The 16,611-nt window shown below is 57.6% G+C and carries 15 protein-coding genes; 6 read left to right on the forward strand and 9 right to left on the reverse strand.

The annotated features are described in order from the left end of the window. Positions 1 to 9 precede the first annotated feature (9 nt). Complete coding sequence (locus GS646_RS21705; protein ID WP_171095376.1) at positions 10 to 480, forward strand: tetratricopeptide repeat protein; 471 nt, start codon at positions 10 to 12, stop codon at positions 478 to 480. Positions 481 to 511: 31 nt separating this feature from the next. On the opposite strand, the gene dctP is transcribed toward GS646_RS21705, so the two are convergent. The 6 genes from dctP to GS646_RS21735 are packed head-to-tail and all read right to left on the reverse strand — an operon-like array spanning position 512 to position 6,087. Next, positions 512 to 1,573: a TRAP transporter substrate-binding protein DctP gene (gene dctP / locus GS646_RS21710; RefSeq protein WP_171187167.1), complete on the reverse strand. Its 1,062-nt coding sequence runs from the start codon at positions 1,571 to 1,573 to the stop codon at positions 512 to 514. 24 nt (positions 1,574 to 1,597) lie between these two features. Then, positions 1,598 to 2,887, reverse strand: coding sequence for a TRAP transporter large permease (locus GS646_RS21715; protein WP_170337175.1), 1,290 nt, complete (start codon positions 2,885 to 2,887; stop codon positions 1,598 to 1,600). After that, entirely contained in the window at positions 2,888 to 3,475 is a 588-nt protein-coding gene (locus tag GS646_RS21720; protein ID WP_171095381.1) for a TRAP transporter small permease, read from the reverse strand. It lies immediately after the preceding gene. Positions 3,476 to 3,527: 52 nt separating this feature from the next. Then, positions 3,528 to 4,043, reverse strand: coding sequence for a flavin reductase family protein (locus GS646_RS21725; protein ID WP_171187168.1), 516 nt, complete (start codon positions 4,041 to 4,043; stop codon positions 3,528 to 3,530). Then, positions 4,043 to 4,933: an aldo/keto reductase family oxidoreductase gene (locus GS646_RS21730; RefSeq protein WP_171647995.1), complete on the reverse strand. Its 891-nt coding sequence runs from the start codon at positions 4,931 to 4,933 to the stop codon at positions 4,043 to 4,045. Before GS646_RS21730 ends, GS646_RS21725 begins: the two co-directional genes overlap by 1 nt. After that, on the reverse strand, positions 4,933 to 6,087 hold the full coding sequence (locus GS646_RS21735) for an LLM class flavin-dependent oxidoreductase (protein ID WP_171095386.1): 1,155 nt from the start codon (positions 6,085 to 6,087) through the stop codon (positions 4,933 to 4,935). The genes GS646_RS21730 and GS646_RS21735 overlap by 1 nt, the downstream gene beginning before the upstream one ends. 107 nt (positions 6,088 to 6,194) lie before the next feature. Between GS646_RS21735 and GS646_RS21740 the strand changes: the two genes are divergently transcribed. Both GS646_RS21740 and GS646_RS21745 read left to right on the forward strand, forming a co-directional pair. Further along, positions 6,195 to 6,905: a GntR family transcriptional regulator gene (locus GS646_RS21740; protein WP_171095670.1), complete on the forward strand. Its 711-nt coding sequence runs from the start codon at positions 6,195 to 6,197 to the stop codon at positions 6,903 to 6,905. A gap of 12 nt (positions 6,906 to 6,917) precedes the next feature. Then, positions 6,918 to 8,015, forward strand: a complete 1,098-nt coding sequence (locus GS646_RS21745) for a Gfo/Idh/MocA family protein (protein ID WP_171647993.1) — start codon at positions 6,918 to 6,920, stop codon at positions 8,013 to 8,015. Positions 8,016 to 8,135: 120 nt separating this feature from the next. On the opposite strand, the gene GS646_RS21750 is transcribed toward GS646_RS21745, so the two are convergent. The 3 genes from GS646_RS21750 to GS646_RS21760 form a co-directional block, all read right to left on the reverse strand. Then, positions 8,136 to 10,151 (reverse strand): DEAD/DEAH box helicase, encoded by a 2,016-nt coding sequence (locus tag GS646_RS21750; RefSeq protein WP_253746655.1) that lies wholly within the window; start codon positions 10,149 to 10,151, stop codon positions 8,136 to 8,138. Between the two features lie 154 nt (positions 10,152 to 10,305). Next, positions 10,306 to 12,246, reverse strand: coding sequence for a CocE/NonD family hydrolase (locus GS646_RS21755; protein ID WP_216600476.1), 1,941 nt, complete (start codon positions 12,244 to 12,246; stop codon positions 10,306 to 10,308). 208 nt (positions 12,247 to 12,454) lie between these two features. Then, positions 12,455 to 12,961: a RidA family protein gene (locus tag GS646_RS21760; RefSeq protein WP_371732125.1), complete on the reverse strand. Its 507-nt coding sequence runs from the start codon at positions 12,959 to 12,961 to the stop codon at positions 12,455 to 12,457. Between the two features lie 201 nt (positions 12,962 to 13,162). On the opposite strand from GS646_RS21760, the gene GS646_RS21765 reads away from it, so the two are divergent. Genes GS646_RS21765 through GS646_RS21775 form a run of 3 tightly spaced genes read left to right on the forward strand, consistent with a single transcriptional unit; the run spans position 13,163 to position 16,607 of the window. After that, the gene (locus GS646_RS21765) at positions 13,163 to 13,957 is read left to right on the forward strand and encodes a creatininase family protein (protein WP_171647989.1); all 795 of its coding nucleotides are present in this window, start codon (positions 13,163 to 13,165) and stop codon (positions 13,955 to 13,957) included. Beyond that, positions 13,954 to 15,204: an amidohydrolase family protein gene (locus tag GS646_RS21770; protein WP_253746651.1), complete on the forward strand. Its 1,251-nt coding sequence runs from the start codon at positions 13,954 to 13,956 to the stop codon at positions 15,202 to 15,204. The genes GS646_RS21765 and GS646_RS21770 overlap by 4 nt, the downstream gene beginning before the upstream one ends. Further along, positions 15,201 to 16,607 (forward strand): FAD-binding oxidoreductase, encoded by a 1,407-nt coding sequence (locus GS646_RS21775; protein ID WP_171647987.1) that lies wholly within the window; start codon positions 15,201 to 15,203, stop codon positions 16,605 to 16,607. The genes GS646_RS21770 and GS646_RS21775 overlap by 4 nt, the downstream gene beginning before the upstream one ends. Positions 16,608 to 16,611: the final 4 nt, after the last annotated feature.

Here is a 16,611-nt window from a genome sequence, read left to right on the forward strand (position 1 = left end):
AGCAACCCCATGCGCCAGTTTGTACTTGCCCTTTGTCTGCTTGCCAGCCCGGCGCTCGCCGAACTGGAACAGGCGCGCGATTTGATGGAGGCTGGCGAGTTTGAGGCCGCGCGCAAAGAACTGCTGCCCGCCGCCCGCTCGGGCAATGCCGAGGCCGAGGAATTGATCGGCGTGATGTACGGGTTGGGCCTGGGCGTCGAACGGGACTATGAGCGCGCGTTCGAATGGTATCTGCGCGCCTCGATGAAGGGGCATCCGGGGGCCCAGTCGGGGGTTGGCTGGTATTATGAGTTGGGTCTTGGGATGCCCGCGCCTGATCTGGTCAGGGCTTACATGTGGTACACGCTCAGCGCCATTGGGGGCGATCCCGACGCGGCGATCAGCCTTGAGGAAGTAATCAAGAAAATGTCGCCGGAGCAGATCGAAAGAGCGCATGTTCTGGTGAACGACTACAAAGGGTGGATGTACCCGTTTCGGTAAGGGCCGGGCCTTAGGGGCCCGACCCGGAAGCTTAGTTCAGATCCGCATCGCGCGACGCGTTCACATCGGCCTCAGCCGCCGCCACCGCATCTGTCAACGCAACAAAGATCTCGTCTCCACGCGCGACATTGGACTGGAACCAGTCATAGACCGGCGTTGCGGCCTCTTTGAACGCAGCCTTCTGGTCAGGTGTCAGCACATAGAGATCGCCGCCACCGGCGACAAAATCCTCATAGGCTTGGATCGACTTGCGCTTGGGCGAGGCAAACGTAGCCTGTTGCAGCGCATAGAACCCGTCGACCACGACGCGGCGCATGTCCTCGGGCATTTCCTGGAACTTGGCGTTGTTCATCCACCACAGCGCGCCCATATAGGCGTGGCCGTCCAGCGTTACGTACTGCAGGCCCGCATCCGGGAATTTCATGCCCATGATGTCGGTGATGCCGTTCTTGGACCCTTCAACAACGCCGGTCTGAAAGCTGGTGAACAGTTCCGGCCACGGGATCGGGGTGGGCGATGCGCCCAGCGCTTTGACCAATTCCTGCGGCAAGTCAGCAACCACGGTGCGAATTTTCAAACCTTCCATATCCGCGGGCTCCGCGATGCGGCGCTGCGTGTTGGCGAAGTTGCGCCAGCCACCGGTGTTGCCGATGGTCATCAAACGGATCGCGCCGCCCGAGTCCTCAAGCGCCATGTCGCGCATGGTGCGGGTAAAATCGCCGGACAGAACATGTTCGGCAATCCGGTCGTCAGCCATCAAATAGGGCAGATCCAGAACCTGCACGTATGGGAAAATGCCAGACGCACCACCAGAAGTGGAGATGTAGATGTCGATGGTACCGTCTGCCACACCCTGCAAGCACTCGGCCCCGTTCGAGCACAGTTGCGTGCCAATAAACAATTCGACTTCAATCGCGCCGTTCGAGGCGGCCTCGACATAGTTCTTGAAGACGATCAGGCCGTCATAGTCCTCGTCGTTTTCGTTCGAATTGGCAGTGGCGCGCAGCGTGTAGTCGGCAGCTGTTGCCGCGATGGAAGACGCGGCCACAAGCGAAGTGGCCACCGCTGCGGTTTTGATGAAGTTTCTGAGCATGCGTTTCCTCCCTGTGGAACTCAGTTAGTTGGCAAATCCCGTTATCCTCGGGATCGTCATGGATAGTGCGGGGATATAGGTAATCAGGAAAATCACGATGATTTCGACCGCCAGGAACGGCAGGATCGCTTTGGCGATGGTTTCGACCCGTTCGCGCGAGACAGCAGCAGCGACAAACAAGACCAGGCCCATTGGCGGGGTGGCGAGGCCGACGGTCAGGTTGACGCTCATGATGATGGCGAAGTGGATCGGGTCAACACCGAGGCTGGTGAAGATCGGGCCAAGGATGGGACCAAGGATGATGATCGCAGGGCCTGCATCCAGAAACATGCCGACGATGAACAGCAGCAGATTGATCAGGAACAGCAGGATCAGCGGGTTTTCCGACAGGCTCAGGATCAGCGAGGCCAGTTGCTCCGGCGCATGGCTGAGGCTGACGACCGTCTTGAACGCCATCGCCGCGCCGACCAGCAGAAGCACAACCGCCGATGTCATACCTGCGTTGCTGAGAACCTCGGGCACCTCTTTCCATGTCAAAGTGCGCAGAACGAAGAAACCGATGATAAAGGCATAGCCTACGGCGACGGCTGCAGCCTCGGTCGGGGTGAAAATACCGCCGAGAATACCGCCCAGAATGATGACCGGGGTCATCAGCGGGAAGAAGGCTTTAAGGCTGGCCTGACGCCGCTCGGGCCACGTGTATTTTCGGCTGGCAACGGGGAAGTCATATTTGTCAGCCATCAGTTTGATCATCAGCATAAGGCCGACGCCCACCATCACGCCCGGCACGATACCCGCAAGGAACAGGGCGGCCACGCTTTCGCCCATCACATAGGCGTAGATGATCATGATACCCGAAGGCGGAATGATCGGTCCGATCACCGAACTGGCCGCTGTGATCGCAGCGGCAAATTTGCGGGTATAGCCCTGTTTCTCCATCGCCGGGATCAGCATCGACCCCAAAGCGGACGTATCGGCCACCGCAGATCCCGAGAGGCCCGCGAACAGGATCGAACTCAGCACGTTCACATGTGCCAGACCGCCACGCAGATGGCCCATAAGCGCCTGTGAAAATTCAACAAGACGGATGGTGATGCCGCCTCGGTTCATCAACTCTCCGGCCAGCATGAAGAAGGGGATTGCCATCAGTGGGAAACTGTCCATACCGTTATAGACATTGCGGTAGAGCAGCGTGATGTCGTTGGTTTGACCGTTCAGCCATAGCAGGATGCCCGGGGCGGCAAGCAGCGCGAAAAAGACCGGCAGGCCGATCAGCAAGAAAATGAGGAAGGTGGGCAGGAACCAGATCAGCATTTATTCGGCCCCCACTGCCGCATCAGGAATTTCGGGCAATAGGTGACCTCCGCCCAGCAGAGTGATGAAAGATCGCAGGATCAACTCGATATTCACCGAGATCAGCAAGATGATCCCGACCAACAGCGAGGCCATCATCCAGCTGCGCGGGATGCGGTACCATTCGTCGAACCCGAAAGATGTGGGCAGATACAGCGCGGCGGTGGCGAACCTACCGCCAAAGCCAGTCACTTCGGACCAGCCGATATTGACGGCGACCAACAGCACGGCGAGCGATATTACCAGCAGGAACAGGTTCAGCGTTTGGCCAATAAAACGCGGTAAAAAGCGCTCTAGCATATCAATGGCAACAAAACCCCCGCGCCGAAACGCCGTTGGGGCCATCAGACCGGTCATCCACAACATGCAGAACCGCGCGGCTTCATCCGGCCAGGGCAAAGCATTGCCCAGAACGTATCGGAAGAACACCTGAATCAGGATTGCGATTACCATGAGTGCAATCGCAACGACACCAACCGCGCGGCCCAGACGCAGCACGGTTTCGTTCACGAATGCAATCGGCGCAAGCACCGATGCCAGTCCGCCCATGCGGATCCTCCCTTGTTCAGCCGCGGGTATGCCCACGGTCGTCAGATCGCGCTTAGTGCTGCGCGAATTGGCCGAGTTTCCCGGCGTAAAAGGTCAGCGCGTCTCCATCCGCCATGCTGGCCCGTAGAACTTTTCCTACGACAATAACGTGATCGCCCGCGTCGTGATATGCATGTTGCTCGCATTCAAACCGTGCCAGACAATCCGACAGGATCGGCGTGCCGTTTTCGCAGCGCTCATGCGCGATATCGCGCAGGGCAAAAGCGTCTTTCGAACAGCCAAAGCACAGCTCGGCCTGTTCCGCCGACAGCACATGGACGCTGAAATGGCGGGCTTTGTGGAAATAGGGGAAGCGGCGTGAGTTTCGGTCGCCCGCCCACATGATCAGCGGCGGGTCCAGCGACAGCGACGAAAAGCTGTTTGCGGTGATGCAGACCGGGCCATCTGCGCTGTCGCAGGTGACGATGGTGACGCCGGTCGCAAAGCGGCCAAAAGCGTCACGAAGGGTGCGGGTGTCGTCCTTATGCGGAACGAAAGTATGGGTCATGTCCTTTGAGATTGCGTTCATCATGGTACCTCATGCCCCAGCGCCGCCTCATAGAGGCGGTACCAGCTTTCGCGATCCAATTTGACTTTCAAAGCGTCCGAGATGGTTTTGATGCGGCCCAGATTGTTGGTGCCCATCACCGGCAGGATGTTTGCAGGATGCGCCAGCAGGAACGCCACGGCTACGGCGGCGCGATCCACGCCGCACTCGGCTGCAATCTCGTCTGCCACAATTCCGACCGGAGGGTTTCCGGCCATCAACAGACCGCCACCCAGTGGAGACCACGCCATGATCGGGTGCCCATGCTGCTGGTGAAACGCCAGATCGCCATTGGTGAAAGGGCTGATCTCGCCCAGCGAGATCTCGATCTGGTTGGTGACCAGTTTGGTCTTCATGGCCGATTGCAGCAACGACCAGTCCCAGGGGCGGAAGTTCGATACACCCACAGCACCGACCTTTCCGCTGGCAACAACTTCGTCCAGCGCGGCACCGGTTTCATGGTGGTCCATCAATGGATCAGGGCGGTGAATCAACAGCAGGTCGATATGGTCAATGGCCATTTCTGTCAGCGAGGTATCGACCGACTTCACGATATGCGCACGCGACGTGTCGTAGTATTTCACCTTCGCATCCGCGTAACGGCCGACCGGGGCGATGATGTCACATTTGGTGACGATCTCCATCTTCTGGCGCAAGCTCGGGTTGGCGCGCAAGGCATTGCCCAGAACAGCTTCGGCTGCGTAACCACCATAAATGTCGGCCTGATCGAAGGTGGTGATGCCCTGATCCAAGCAGGCTTGAATCTTGGCCTCAACATGGCCTGTGGATGTATCCGCGTCATCGCCCAGCCGCCACATGCCATAGACAAGGCGGCTCATCTCAAGCGAGTCAGATAGTTTCACACGTTGCATCAGCGGCGTTCTCCGTTGCCCAGTGGGGTCGCTGGGGTCATTGCTGGCACGCGCCCGTAAGCTTCGGGCAGCGAGCAGGTTTTCAAGTTGGGCAGCACCCGAGCACCAAAATGCTTGGCCTCATCCATGTGCGGGTAGCCCGAGAAGATGAAAGCGCGGATGCCCATCTTCTGGTATTCCTCGATCTTCGACATAACTTGATCAGTCGATCCGACCAGAGCGGCACCGCAGCCAGACCGCGCCCGGCCAACACCAGTCCAGAGACCGGGTTCGACATAGCCGTATTCATCTGCCAAATCGCGGTTCTTGGCCTGATGCGCAACACCCAGCGACGTCGCGTCCAGCGCCCGTTCGCGAATGGCACGACCGTATTCGTCATCCAGTTTCGAGACGATGTAGTCCGCATATTCCTGCGCCTCAGCCTCGGTATCGCGGACGATCATGTGGACGCGCAGTCCGTAATCCAGCGTTCGATTGTAATTCTCGGCAACTGCGTGCACGGCTTTCATCCGTTCGGCCAGTTGGTCCTTGGTTTCAGGCCACATCAGGTAGACGTCGCAATGTTCACCGCACAAGTCCAAAGCCGAAGGTGAATATCCACCAAAATACAACAGCGGGCCGCCGGTCTGATAGGGTTTCGCAGGATCGGTCGTCAGACCCGAGAAATTGTACACTTCGCCGGCGTGGTTGATCTCATCCTGCGTCCAGGCCTGTTTCAAAATCTCGACCACTTCGCGCGATCGCTGATAACGGAATGCACTGTCGGCTTTCTCACCGGGGAAGTCGGATGAGATGATGTTGACGGTCAGCCGCCCCTTCAGCATGTGATCCAGCGTTGCGATGGTGCGCGCCAGCATGATCGGTTGCATCTCACCGCAGCGTACGGCGGCCAGCATGTTGATCCTGTCGGTGATCGGTGCGCAGCCTGCGACAAAACTCAGGGTGTCCTGACCAACCTGATACGAAGACGGACACAGGATATTGCGAAACCCCTGTGCTTCGGCCTCTTTCACGATGCCCGAGCAATGCTCCCAACTGGATCGAAGATCGCCGTCCGGCACACCCAGAAATTGATAATCGTCCGAGCAAAGTGCCGCAAACCACGATACTTCAGCAGCGTCCAGATCAGGGGATGTGATGGGGACGATAGTCATCTGAGTCGGTCTCCGCGCAGCGTTTGCTTTTTCTCTTGCGTAGCAATCGCTTTGATGTAGATCAATAGTGTATCAATTTTTCCCGCGACCAAGTGAAGCGACTGACTGTGCCCTCTGCCAATCGAAATCCGAACGCACTTCCGGTTTACATCCAGATTGCGGAACTGCTGATCCGAGATGTCGCGGCAGGGCGGCTGATGGATGGAGAGCGCCTGCCGCCCGAACGCGAGATGGCGGCTGATCTGAATGTCTCGGTCGGGACACTGCGAAAATCGCTCGCCGAGCTTGAAAAAAAGGGAATGCTGGAACGCATCCAGGGTTCGGGAAACTACATTCGCGAAACGGGCACGCAGAGCAGCGTCTATGCGATGTTCCGGCTTGAACTGCCCGAAGGCGGTGGCCTGCCACGCGCCGATGTTCTGTCGGTTGATCATCTGGATAAACCATCCGATCTGCCGCAATTTGGTAAGTCGAGCCGAGGATCACGCGTGCGCCGGATGCGCTATTTGAATGACACAATCATAGCCGTCGAAGAAATCTGGCTGGACGAATCAGCAGGTTTGATCGACCGGACCCTCTTGTCCGACTCTCTTTACCGCTACTACCAACGCCAATTGGGATTTTGGATCATTCGGGCCGAAGACAGGGTCTCGGTCCAATCGCTTCCCGATTGGACGCCCGAAAGTTTCACCAAACCAGCGGGCCAAACAGTAGGGTATATCGAACGTTTCAGCTGGTCAGAGACCGCTGAACCCGTTGAATTCTCGAAAACATGGTTCGACCCGGATCGGGCCAACTACGTCCAACGTTTGAAGTAAAAGGAAACACGCATGACCCGGACCATCAACTACGGGCTGATAGGATGCGGCATGATGGGGCAAGAACACTTGCACAATATCGGCCTGTTGGAAGGGACGCGCGTGGCAGCGATTTTTGAGCCGGATCCGGTGATGGCAAAAGCCGCCAAAGCCATTGCGCCGGATGCCACGATGGTGAGCTCGGTCAAAGAGCTCCTGGCCGTCGAGGACTTGGATTGCCTTGTCATAGCAAGCCCTAATCACTTGCACGTGGACCAGATCTGCGAAGTCGCGGAAACGCGACCCCTGCCGCTGCTGGTGGAAAAGCCGTTGTTCACCGACCCAAAGGATGCGGCCCGGTTAGAAGAGGTTGAGCGTAGCTATCCCTGCCCAATCTGGGTTGCGATGGAATACCGATACATGCCCCCAATTGCTGCTTTGATCGACAAGGCGGAAGCAACAGGTGGCGTAAAGATGCTGTCTGTCCGCGAGCATCGTTTCCCATTTCTGGAAAAGGTCGGCCACTGGAACCGGTTTAATCGCAATACCGGAGGCACCTTTGTTGAAAAGTGCTGTCATTTCTTCGACCTCATGCGCTTGATCCTGCAATCCGACCCGGTGCGGGTTACCGCAAGTGGGGGGCAAGCCGTCAACCATCTGGACGAAAGCTACGAAGGCGAAACACCGGATATTCTGGACCACGGGTACGTTATTGTCGATTTCGCCTCGGGCGCACGCGCCATGTTAGAGCTGTGCATGTTTGCGGAAGGCTCTCGGTATCAGGAAGAAATTTCGGCTGTTGGACCCGACGCCAAAGTTGAGGCACTGGTTCCCGGACCAGGACGCTTTTGGCCTGATCATCTGGGGGAACCGCCTGTGCCCAAGGTCATCGTAAGCCCCCGCAACCCCAAGGGGCCTACGTCAATAGACGTCCCCGTAGACGCCAGAATACTGGCAGCCGGAGACCACAATGGATCGACCTATTATCAGCACCAAGGGTTTCTGGCCGTGCTGCGCGGCGAAAAGGCCCAACCCGATGTCAGCCTGAAGGACGGTCTTTGGGCTGTCAGGATGGGACACGCCGCACAACAGGCGATGGAAAGCGGCGAAACCGTACGCTTAGGCGGCTGACAAAAGCGTCATAAAGGGTTGAGTTCTCAAATCGTTTGGAACTCAACCCTTCTCGTACGACCGCCCGAAACCTTTGTGGATGTTGCTTGCACGGGATCCGCAAGCAGACATGGTCAAGGTTCATTTTGTCCGCGATGGTTTCCTCATCGGACGCGCATCTGGGCCTTTTTTCGCACGCACTTTAAAGGTCTTGGGCTTATCGCCGTCCTGTCGACTTTTGTGGCGTTCGGTCCGTGACCCCATCGGTTTCGACGGATCGGCCGCGTTTTTGCGCCGTTTGTTTTCCGCACCGCCGCTTTTACCCGTTGGTTTCTTTCCGGGGTTGCCCTGACCTGCCTTCGGCTTTGCAGACTTTGGTTTGTCCGGGTTTTCCCGGCGCTTCTTCGGTTTTTTTGGGCTTGGTTCAAACTCAGCTGGTTTCGACGCGCCAGCGGGCTTGCTGTCTCGACGCGATGTGTCCGCTTTCCGATCTGGGCGTGGCGTTTTACGTGGTGCTTTCGGCGCAGCCGGGGGGCCTTTGGGCGAGGCGTCGAAATCCGGAACGCCCGGCAATTCGGTCAAGCGCGCGCCCTGTTCAAGATCAAGCTCAGGGCCAAGCTCGTTCTTCATCGCCGGTACTGCGTCGCTGAGGATTTCAACGAATGTTTCCTGGTACTGGACACGAATGGCCCCAATCGCATCTTTGGAGATCCCGGCATTTCGACACAGCATCGGCAGCAACCAACGCGGCTCAGCCCGCTGTTTGCGGCCCAAAGACAACGAAAACCAAGTGCTGGGCCCGAAATCCGAAGCCTCCCGCTTTTTACGGGCACCCGGTTCAGGCACGTCACCCAAAATTTCGGGCGCGGAATTGCGCTCGCGGTAGAGCCGCAGAAACGCCGCCGCAATTTTCTCGGCTGAATGCTCTTGCAACAGCCTTTGCGCAAAAGCCTGTTCTTCGGCGCTTGGCGATTGGCTCCATCCCGGATCGGACATCAGCCGTTCTTCATCGCGCGCAAGGACCGCTTCGGCGGAAGGTGGCGTACCCCATTCCGCCTCTAGTTTGGCGGATTTCAACAGGCGTTGTGCCTTTGACCGTTGGCGCCCAGGTACAATCAGCACCGAAGTGCCCTTGCGTCCGGCGCGGCCTGTTCGCCCGGACCGGTGCAACAGGGATTCCGCATTGGACGGCAGATCCGCGTGGATCACAAGTTCCAGCCGGGGCAGGTCAATGCCGCGTGCAGCCACATCTGTTGCGATACATACACGCGCCCGCCCGTCGCGCAGGGCCTGCAAAGCGTGGGTGCGCTCGGACTGGCTCAGTTCACCCGAAAGCGAAACCACCGAAAACCCCCTGTTGGAGAACTTCGCAGTCAAGCGGGCCACCATAGACCGGGTATTGGCGAAGATGATCGCCGTTTGCGCATCATGAAAACGCAAAAGGTTGATGATCGCCTTTTCGATGTCTGACGGGGCCACGGACAGCGCAAGATAGGAAATGTCAGCGTGCTGGGCGTCTTTGTTGCCGACCTCAATCCGACGGGCGTCTTCTTTCTGATAGGTCTGCGCAAGCTTGGCGATACCGCGCGGTACCGTTGCGGAAAACAGCAAAGTCCGACGGTTTTCCGGAGTGTGATCCAGAATGAATTCGAGATCCTCGGAGAACCCCATGTCCAGCATCTCATCCGCTTCGTCCAGGACAACCGCTTTGAGATCACCCAGATCGATCACGCCTCGCGACACGTGGTCTCTGAGACGACCGGGCGTGGCGACGATGACGTGTGCGCCGCGCTCAATCGCTCTGCGTTCCGTGCGCGCATCCATACCACCCACGGCAGATGCGGTAACGATCCCGGCTTCAGAGAAAAGCCAGTCAAACTCTCGCTGAACCTGCATGGCCAGTTCACGTGTGGGCGCGATGACCAAGGCCAAAGGGGCTGCCGGTCGATCAAACCGGCCGTCTTTGTCCAGCAGGTCGGGTGCAATTGCCAACCCAAAGCCAACCGTCTTTCCTGATCCGGTTTGCGCTGACACCAAAAGGTCAAGCTGGGCCAGCTCAGGCTGCGTCACCGCCACCTGAACGGGCGTAAGTTCGCTGTAACCTTTGTTGGTCAACGCCTGCGAGAGCGTCATTGGCAGGTCGAAGAGGTTGGGCATACATCACCTTGCAGAAGAAAGATCACGCCCTTAACGACGATGGCAGACTTTGTACAGCCTCGTTTGGGCCTGCAGGTCCGATCAGCAATGAAACAAACCGGAACCGGCAGGATTTAACTTTTTTGAACTGTTGATGCTCGCAGTCTTGAAGCCGTCAGTGAAATCCGCGCGGGACGCTTTCCGTCCACTCTTTGACTATGACTTCAGTGCCCTCTGCGCCTTCGGTAGCCCGCAGTTTTCGTGTCAGGTAGAAATTCTGCGCATCACAATGCATCGAACTCTCGGTCTCAATCTCCACGTTCCAGTCGCCCCGCTCGAAGGTGAAACGCCATTGGCTATCAAAACGGGCGGATGCAGGGTCGTCGGGGTGGATGCTGTAATGCATGGCGACATGGCTGCCAACGACCAGTCCGTGATAGGGATCACGCGCTTTACCATAGTCGTCGAACGTGTCCAGAACGAGGGTCCCATCGTCAAGCACATGCTGATCGGATCGCCCGGACGGCGCGCGCAGTACTTCTGTTTCCAGTACAGGAAAATCCCGTGCCGGACCCGGGTTCTGCGGTTCGATTTCCGCCTCAACCTCGCGCACGGGCAGTTGCAGAACGCTGCGGTCCAGATGAAGCGTGACCTTGGCCTGTTCCGGTGCGGGCCAAACAACGGGCCAATAGCTGGTCGACAGCGCCAGCCGCAGCCGGTGGCCTGCGCGCAGGTGATGGGCGCATTCGTTCAGCAGGATTTCCGCCTCATAAACCTGTCCCGGCACAAGGGTTTCGGGCGTTTCATGACTGGCATAATGGCAAAGATTGAGCGGCCTGTAGCTGATGCGCTGGGACACCTCTTGGGGAGAAACATCACACAGCCGCGCCATCAGTTGCGCAACCGGTTTATCGACGCTGAATGCAATGCGCAGCCGCGCCCGTCCCAAAATCTCTAGCGGTTCATCCAGCACGGCAGTGTCAAAGCATTGCGACAGCACATCATCGGGGGCCTGATCCCCGCACAGTTCATTGTCAAAGCGCATTCCCGGACAGAAATATCCGCTGGTCGCTCCAACACTGGCCGGGCTGCTTACGGTGACTGTACCGTTTGTAGGTCCGGCACCAAACCCGTCCTGCGTCAGGTACAGAAAGCGATCCTTCACATTGTCCGACGGCCAGTTCTGTTCGGCAATCCAGCGCCCTTTGCGTGGGCCATTCTGTTTGGTCGGTTGGAAGTGTTCCTGCATGAAAGTACGATAATCTGGCAGGTCCTCGGCCCCGTTCTGCCGCCTTTTGAGCCAGCGATCAAACCATGTAATCACTTCCGAGTGGAAATCGGATGGTGCAAGTTTTGAGATGTGTGGATAACGATGCTCCCAAGGGCCAACCATTGCTTTGGCCGGGACTTTCAAATGGGTCGCAATCGCGGAGGGCGCGTTGACATAGGCATCAGCCCAGCCTGTCATGGCCAGCACCGGAACTTTGATTGCATCCCAGTCCTCACACACGGATCCGTGTTTCCAAAACGCATCACGCGTGGGATGCCGCAACCAATCCACTGCGGAAAAGGGCAGCGTTTCCATCCGGTTCAGCCAGTCTTCACGCCAATCCTCACGCAAGTCCGGATCCGCCGGTCGCGACAGATAGGCAAACATCTGACTGGCCCAGTTTGCATTATCGCTCAGCAGACAGCCGCCCATAAAATGGATGTCATCAGCATAACGATCCACGGTCGAAGCAACGGAAACTACGGCCTTGAGCGCCTCAGGCTGACGGTACGCCAGTTGCAGCCCATTGAAGCCACCCCAGGAGATCCCGATCATACCAATATTGCCGTCACACCAATCCTGCGCGGCAATCCACGCCAAGACCGCCTCGCCATCGCTCAGCTCCTGCTCGGAATACTCGTCATCGAACTGACCGTCGCTGTCACCGGTTCCCGTGATATCCACCCGGACACACGCATAGCCCCCGCGGGCAAACACGGGGTGAGTAGATTCATCCCGAGGTGCCGTGCCATCGCGTTTGCGATAAGGCAGGTATTCCAGAATGGCCGGGCTTGGCCCGCTTACAGGCAACCAGATCCGAGCGGCCAGATTGCGACCATCCGCCATTGGGATGAAGACATTTTCAATTACGCTATGATCATTTGTCACGAAGTATTCCCCTAGCGATTCTCTGGCACCCTAACCCCTTTGGCTACCGCACTTAACAACACCAGCGACACCGAAGCCCAAAAAAGACATTTGAAACAGAAAGTGCAGATCACGACTGCCCCGTTTGTCGGCAGGGATAATGACACCACTGAATTTAACACGTTCCCTAAGGGGCGGCGGCAAGCACCTCGACTTCGACCTTGAACTCCGGCCTCGTAAAACCGCTGACTATCAATAGCGTCGAGCTTGGCACGCGGCTGGTCGAAGCAATAAATTCATCCCGGGCGCGCATGTAGCCTGCCATGTGCGATCGGTCGGTTACAAAAGCTTTGATATGCGCGACATCCCCTGCGCCCATACCCGCTGACCGCAGAATTTTTTCGATGTTTTGAAAACAGACAATCGCTTGTTCGTACGCGCCTTCCGGTACGCTTTCATCGGCGCGAATCCCCAATTGCCCCGAGGTTTGAACAAGCCTCCAATCGCGGGGGATTTCGACGCCATGCGCATAGCGCGCGAACGGAGGTGACATATCGGATGGGTTTAACTCTTTCATTTTCCTGTACTCTTTTCTGAATTGTAATTTTTCTTGCGAGTTCAAACTTTCTTTGCAAGTCTTAGCGCACTTCTCTGGCACGGATAATCCAAGGGCCACGTATTCCAGTTTCGTCAAGGAGGGCGATATGGGCAAACGTGGTCATTTGCTGTGTGACGTGTACGCGCTCTACTTCAATTTCGGTCCAATACCGGGGATCCACCCGACTTGTCATACATCAGGGCGGGCGAACGAAGTCACCCGGTTGATAAGCGAACACGGCCGACCACCATCCAGTCGTTTCTGCCGTTCATCGAGCCGCCTGTTTGGGAGGCTCGCATGAGCATTCAAGGCTATTGGGCCAATCACAAAGCGCCGGATTTTCGCGATCTGCCAGATGATCTGGTTGCCGTTCTGCCAATCGGAGCCACAGAACAACACGGTCCTCATCTGCCGGTATCCGTTGACAGTGACTTGGTGGCCGCTGTGGTCGAGCGTACTTTGCCGCGGCTACATGCCGAGCAGAACGTACTGATCCTGCCCGGTTTGACCGTCACCAAAAGCGGCGAACATGATCGGCATCCCGGAACCCTCAGCCTTTCTGCGGATACTTTGCTGGCGGTGTTGCGCGACATCGGGGCCTCGATCGCGCGGGCAGGTGTACAGCGGCTTGTTCTGTTCAACGGCCATGGGGGAAACACAGCCCTTTTAGATATTGCAGCGCGCGATTTACGGATCGCGCACGAGATGATCGTTGTTACATGCTCGTGGTTCGGTTTTTCCGATTGGGAAAGCATCCTCGACCCCGATGCTGCCTCGGTCGACTTGCATGCCGGAGAGGCCGAGACCTCCTCTATGTTGGCGGCTAAACCGCATCTCGTGAATATGAGCCGGGCGCAGAACTTTGTTCCCGCCATCCGGGATTGGGAAAAGCAATTCAACCATATCGGTCTGACGGGGCAAGCCGCGCGGCCGGGCTGGATCATTGATGACCTACATCCGGATGGGGCTTGCGGGGATGCCTCTGCCGCGACTCTGGAAAAGGGGGAACGCCTCTTGGATACAGCCGCCGACAATTTCGCGCAGTTTCTTGCCGAGTTCGCCCGGTTCGATCACCGGAGTGGCGCGACATGAACATGCTGAATGCAACAGATTCGTATGTTGTCGAGAACGTGCTTGTCCCTGTCTCGCTGCTCTTGGATCCGCATGGTTTTGGGGGCACGCAGATTTCGGATTGTTTGGCGGGCGATCTGATTATCCGGGGCGGACAGGCAGTTTGTTTACGCCCTAGCACCGCGCCTTGTCATCCATCAGGTTTGATCACCCCGCGCCTGACCGAATGCCATGTGCATCTGGATAAATGCCACACGATCTCAAGAATGGGCCGGATTGGCGGAGATCTAAATGCCGCCATGGACGCCCAGCGCCGCGACCGCATGTTTTGGACGGAAGACGACCTGCGCCAGCGGGCGGAACGGGGACTACAGGAGTTGATGTCCTCGGGGTGCGGCATCGTTCGAAGTCATTTCGACTGGGCCGCTGATCCGGAAAGCACCTCGCCGCCTTTGGCATGGTCCGTGCTACAAGAGCTCGCGGTGGATTATCAGGATACGGTCCACCTACAAGTCGCTTCGCTGTTGAACACAACCGATTTGGCCGACCCGGCCAAGGCAAATGCAATAGGTCGCGAGATCGCCCGTGGCAATGGGGTGCTCGGGCTGTTCGTTTTGAACCAACCGGATCGCCACGCCGCGATACAAGTTGCGGTTCAGCTGGCTGAAAAGCATGGCCTCGCATTGGATTTTCACGTTGATGAAGGGTTGCACCAAGGGCTGGACGGGCTGGAGATCATTGCAGACACCCTCATCGAGACCGGGTTTCAGGGCCCCGTGCTATGCGGTCACGCCTGCAGCCTGATCAACGTCGCGGGCGAACCTTTGCAAGCGCTTTTGGACAAGATCGCACGGGCCGGGCTGACCATTGCCAGCCTGCCAACGTCCAACCTGTATCTGCAGGGGCGCAGCACAGGCACACCAGACCGGCGCGGGATCACGCGGATCAGTGAGCTGCGCGCCGCAGGTGTTCCCGTCGTAGTGGGCACCGACAACGTGCGCGACGCTTTTTGCCCCCTTGGCCGCCATGACCCACGCAAAAGTCTGGAACTGGCAGCGCTTACGGCCCATCTGGACCCGCCATTTGGTGATTTACTGCCCATGATCACCACAAATGCGCAAACAGCGCTGGGTCTGTCACCAACCAACGTGGATGGGGCCGCAGTCGAAGACCTGCTGATCTTTGATGCCGCATCAACCTCGGACTGGCTGACCGGGACATCTGCACCCAAACCCTTGAAGCACGCTCTGACAGGAGAGATTGCATGACGTCGATTTCAGGAAAAAGCGATCTGGACTGGGCCGCGTTTGCCGAACGCCTCGCGCCGGTCGAAGTGATCGACGAACCCGTTCTAGTCAAGAAACGGTCGCGCGATTTCTTCTGGTACAGCCCTATTCTGAATCAACAGCTCAAACGCAGTTTTGGCGATCTGGTCGCCCTGCCGAAAACCGTTGAAGAGATGGCACATTGCCTGAAAACCGCGCATGACGCAGATGCCCCTGTCGTGCTGCGCGGTGGCGGGACGGGTAATTACGGACAGGCCGTGCCCCTGCACGGTGGTCTGATTATCGAAACCACCCTGATGAACCAAATATTGGAAATCGGAGACGGTTTTGTTCGCGCCGAGGCGGGCGCGCTGATGGCAGATGTCAACGCGGCGCTGATGGCGCAAGGGTGGGAAATGGCCATGTTCCCGTCGACGCAGGATATCGCGACGATCGGCGGGTTTGTCGCGGGCGGTTCTGCGGGCATTGGCTCAATAGCTAACGGTGTTCTAAGAGAGCCCGGCAACATCCTGCAGCTCAAGGCTCTGTCCGTCGAAGAAAACCCTCAAGAATATGTGTTCGAAGGTCAGGACGTTCTGCAAATACATCATGCTTGGGGCTTGAACGGAGTCATTACCGAAGTGACGCTGCGCACGGTTCCCCACCCGGATTGGATCGGGTGCATGGCGACGTTCGACAGCTACCAAGACTGCTACGCCGCCGGGTACGCGGTTGCGACCGACGATCTGATCGGATGTAAGCTGGCCAGCACTGTCGACGCGCGGATCGTGGAGTATTTCCCCCGACTGAAAGGCCATGTCCGGCCCGACAAGCACCTTCTTGTTTCGCTTGTACCCGCGACCGATATGGCCCGGTTTCGCGGCCTCATTGCGGATCTGGGCGGAAGTCTTGATCTGGAATTGACCGAAGATGACCGGAAGGCAGCATCACTGCCCCATGTGTTCGAATTTGCCTATAACCACACCACTCTGCAGGTTCTGAAAGCGGACCGGTCAGCGACCTACCAACAAATCGGCGTACCGGATGCATCCGACGCGGGCGCGGTTGCAAAGGTTGGTGCAGCCTTGGGTGACGATGTCTGGCAGCATCACGAATTCTCGTTGCTGAACGGCGAGGTCGTCGCCTTTGATCTGCCAATCATCTGGTACTCCACCGAAGATCGCCTGCGAGAGATCGGTCGAATTTACGAAGAACACGGGCACGGTGTCTTTGACGCCCATAGTTTCCATGTGGAAAGCGGTGGCTTGAAAACCGCTGACTATCTGCACCTTGCCTGGAAAAAACGACTGGACCCAAAGGGTTTGCTGAACCCCGGCAAATCCCGCGCCTGGGATCTGGTCAAGGATCTGCCACCCGAAGAAATCGAAGCCAAAGCAACCGTGTAAGAGG

Origin of the sequence: Ruegeria sp. HKCCD4315, from assembly GCF_013112245.1 — a bacterium.
GTDB lineage: Bacteria > Pseudomonadota > Alphaproteobacteria > Rhodobacterales > Rhodobacteraceae > Ruegeria.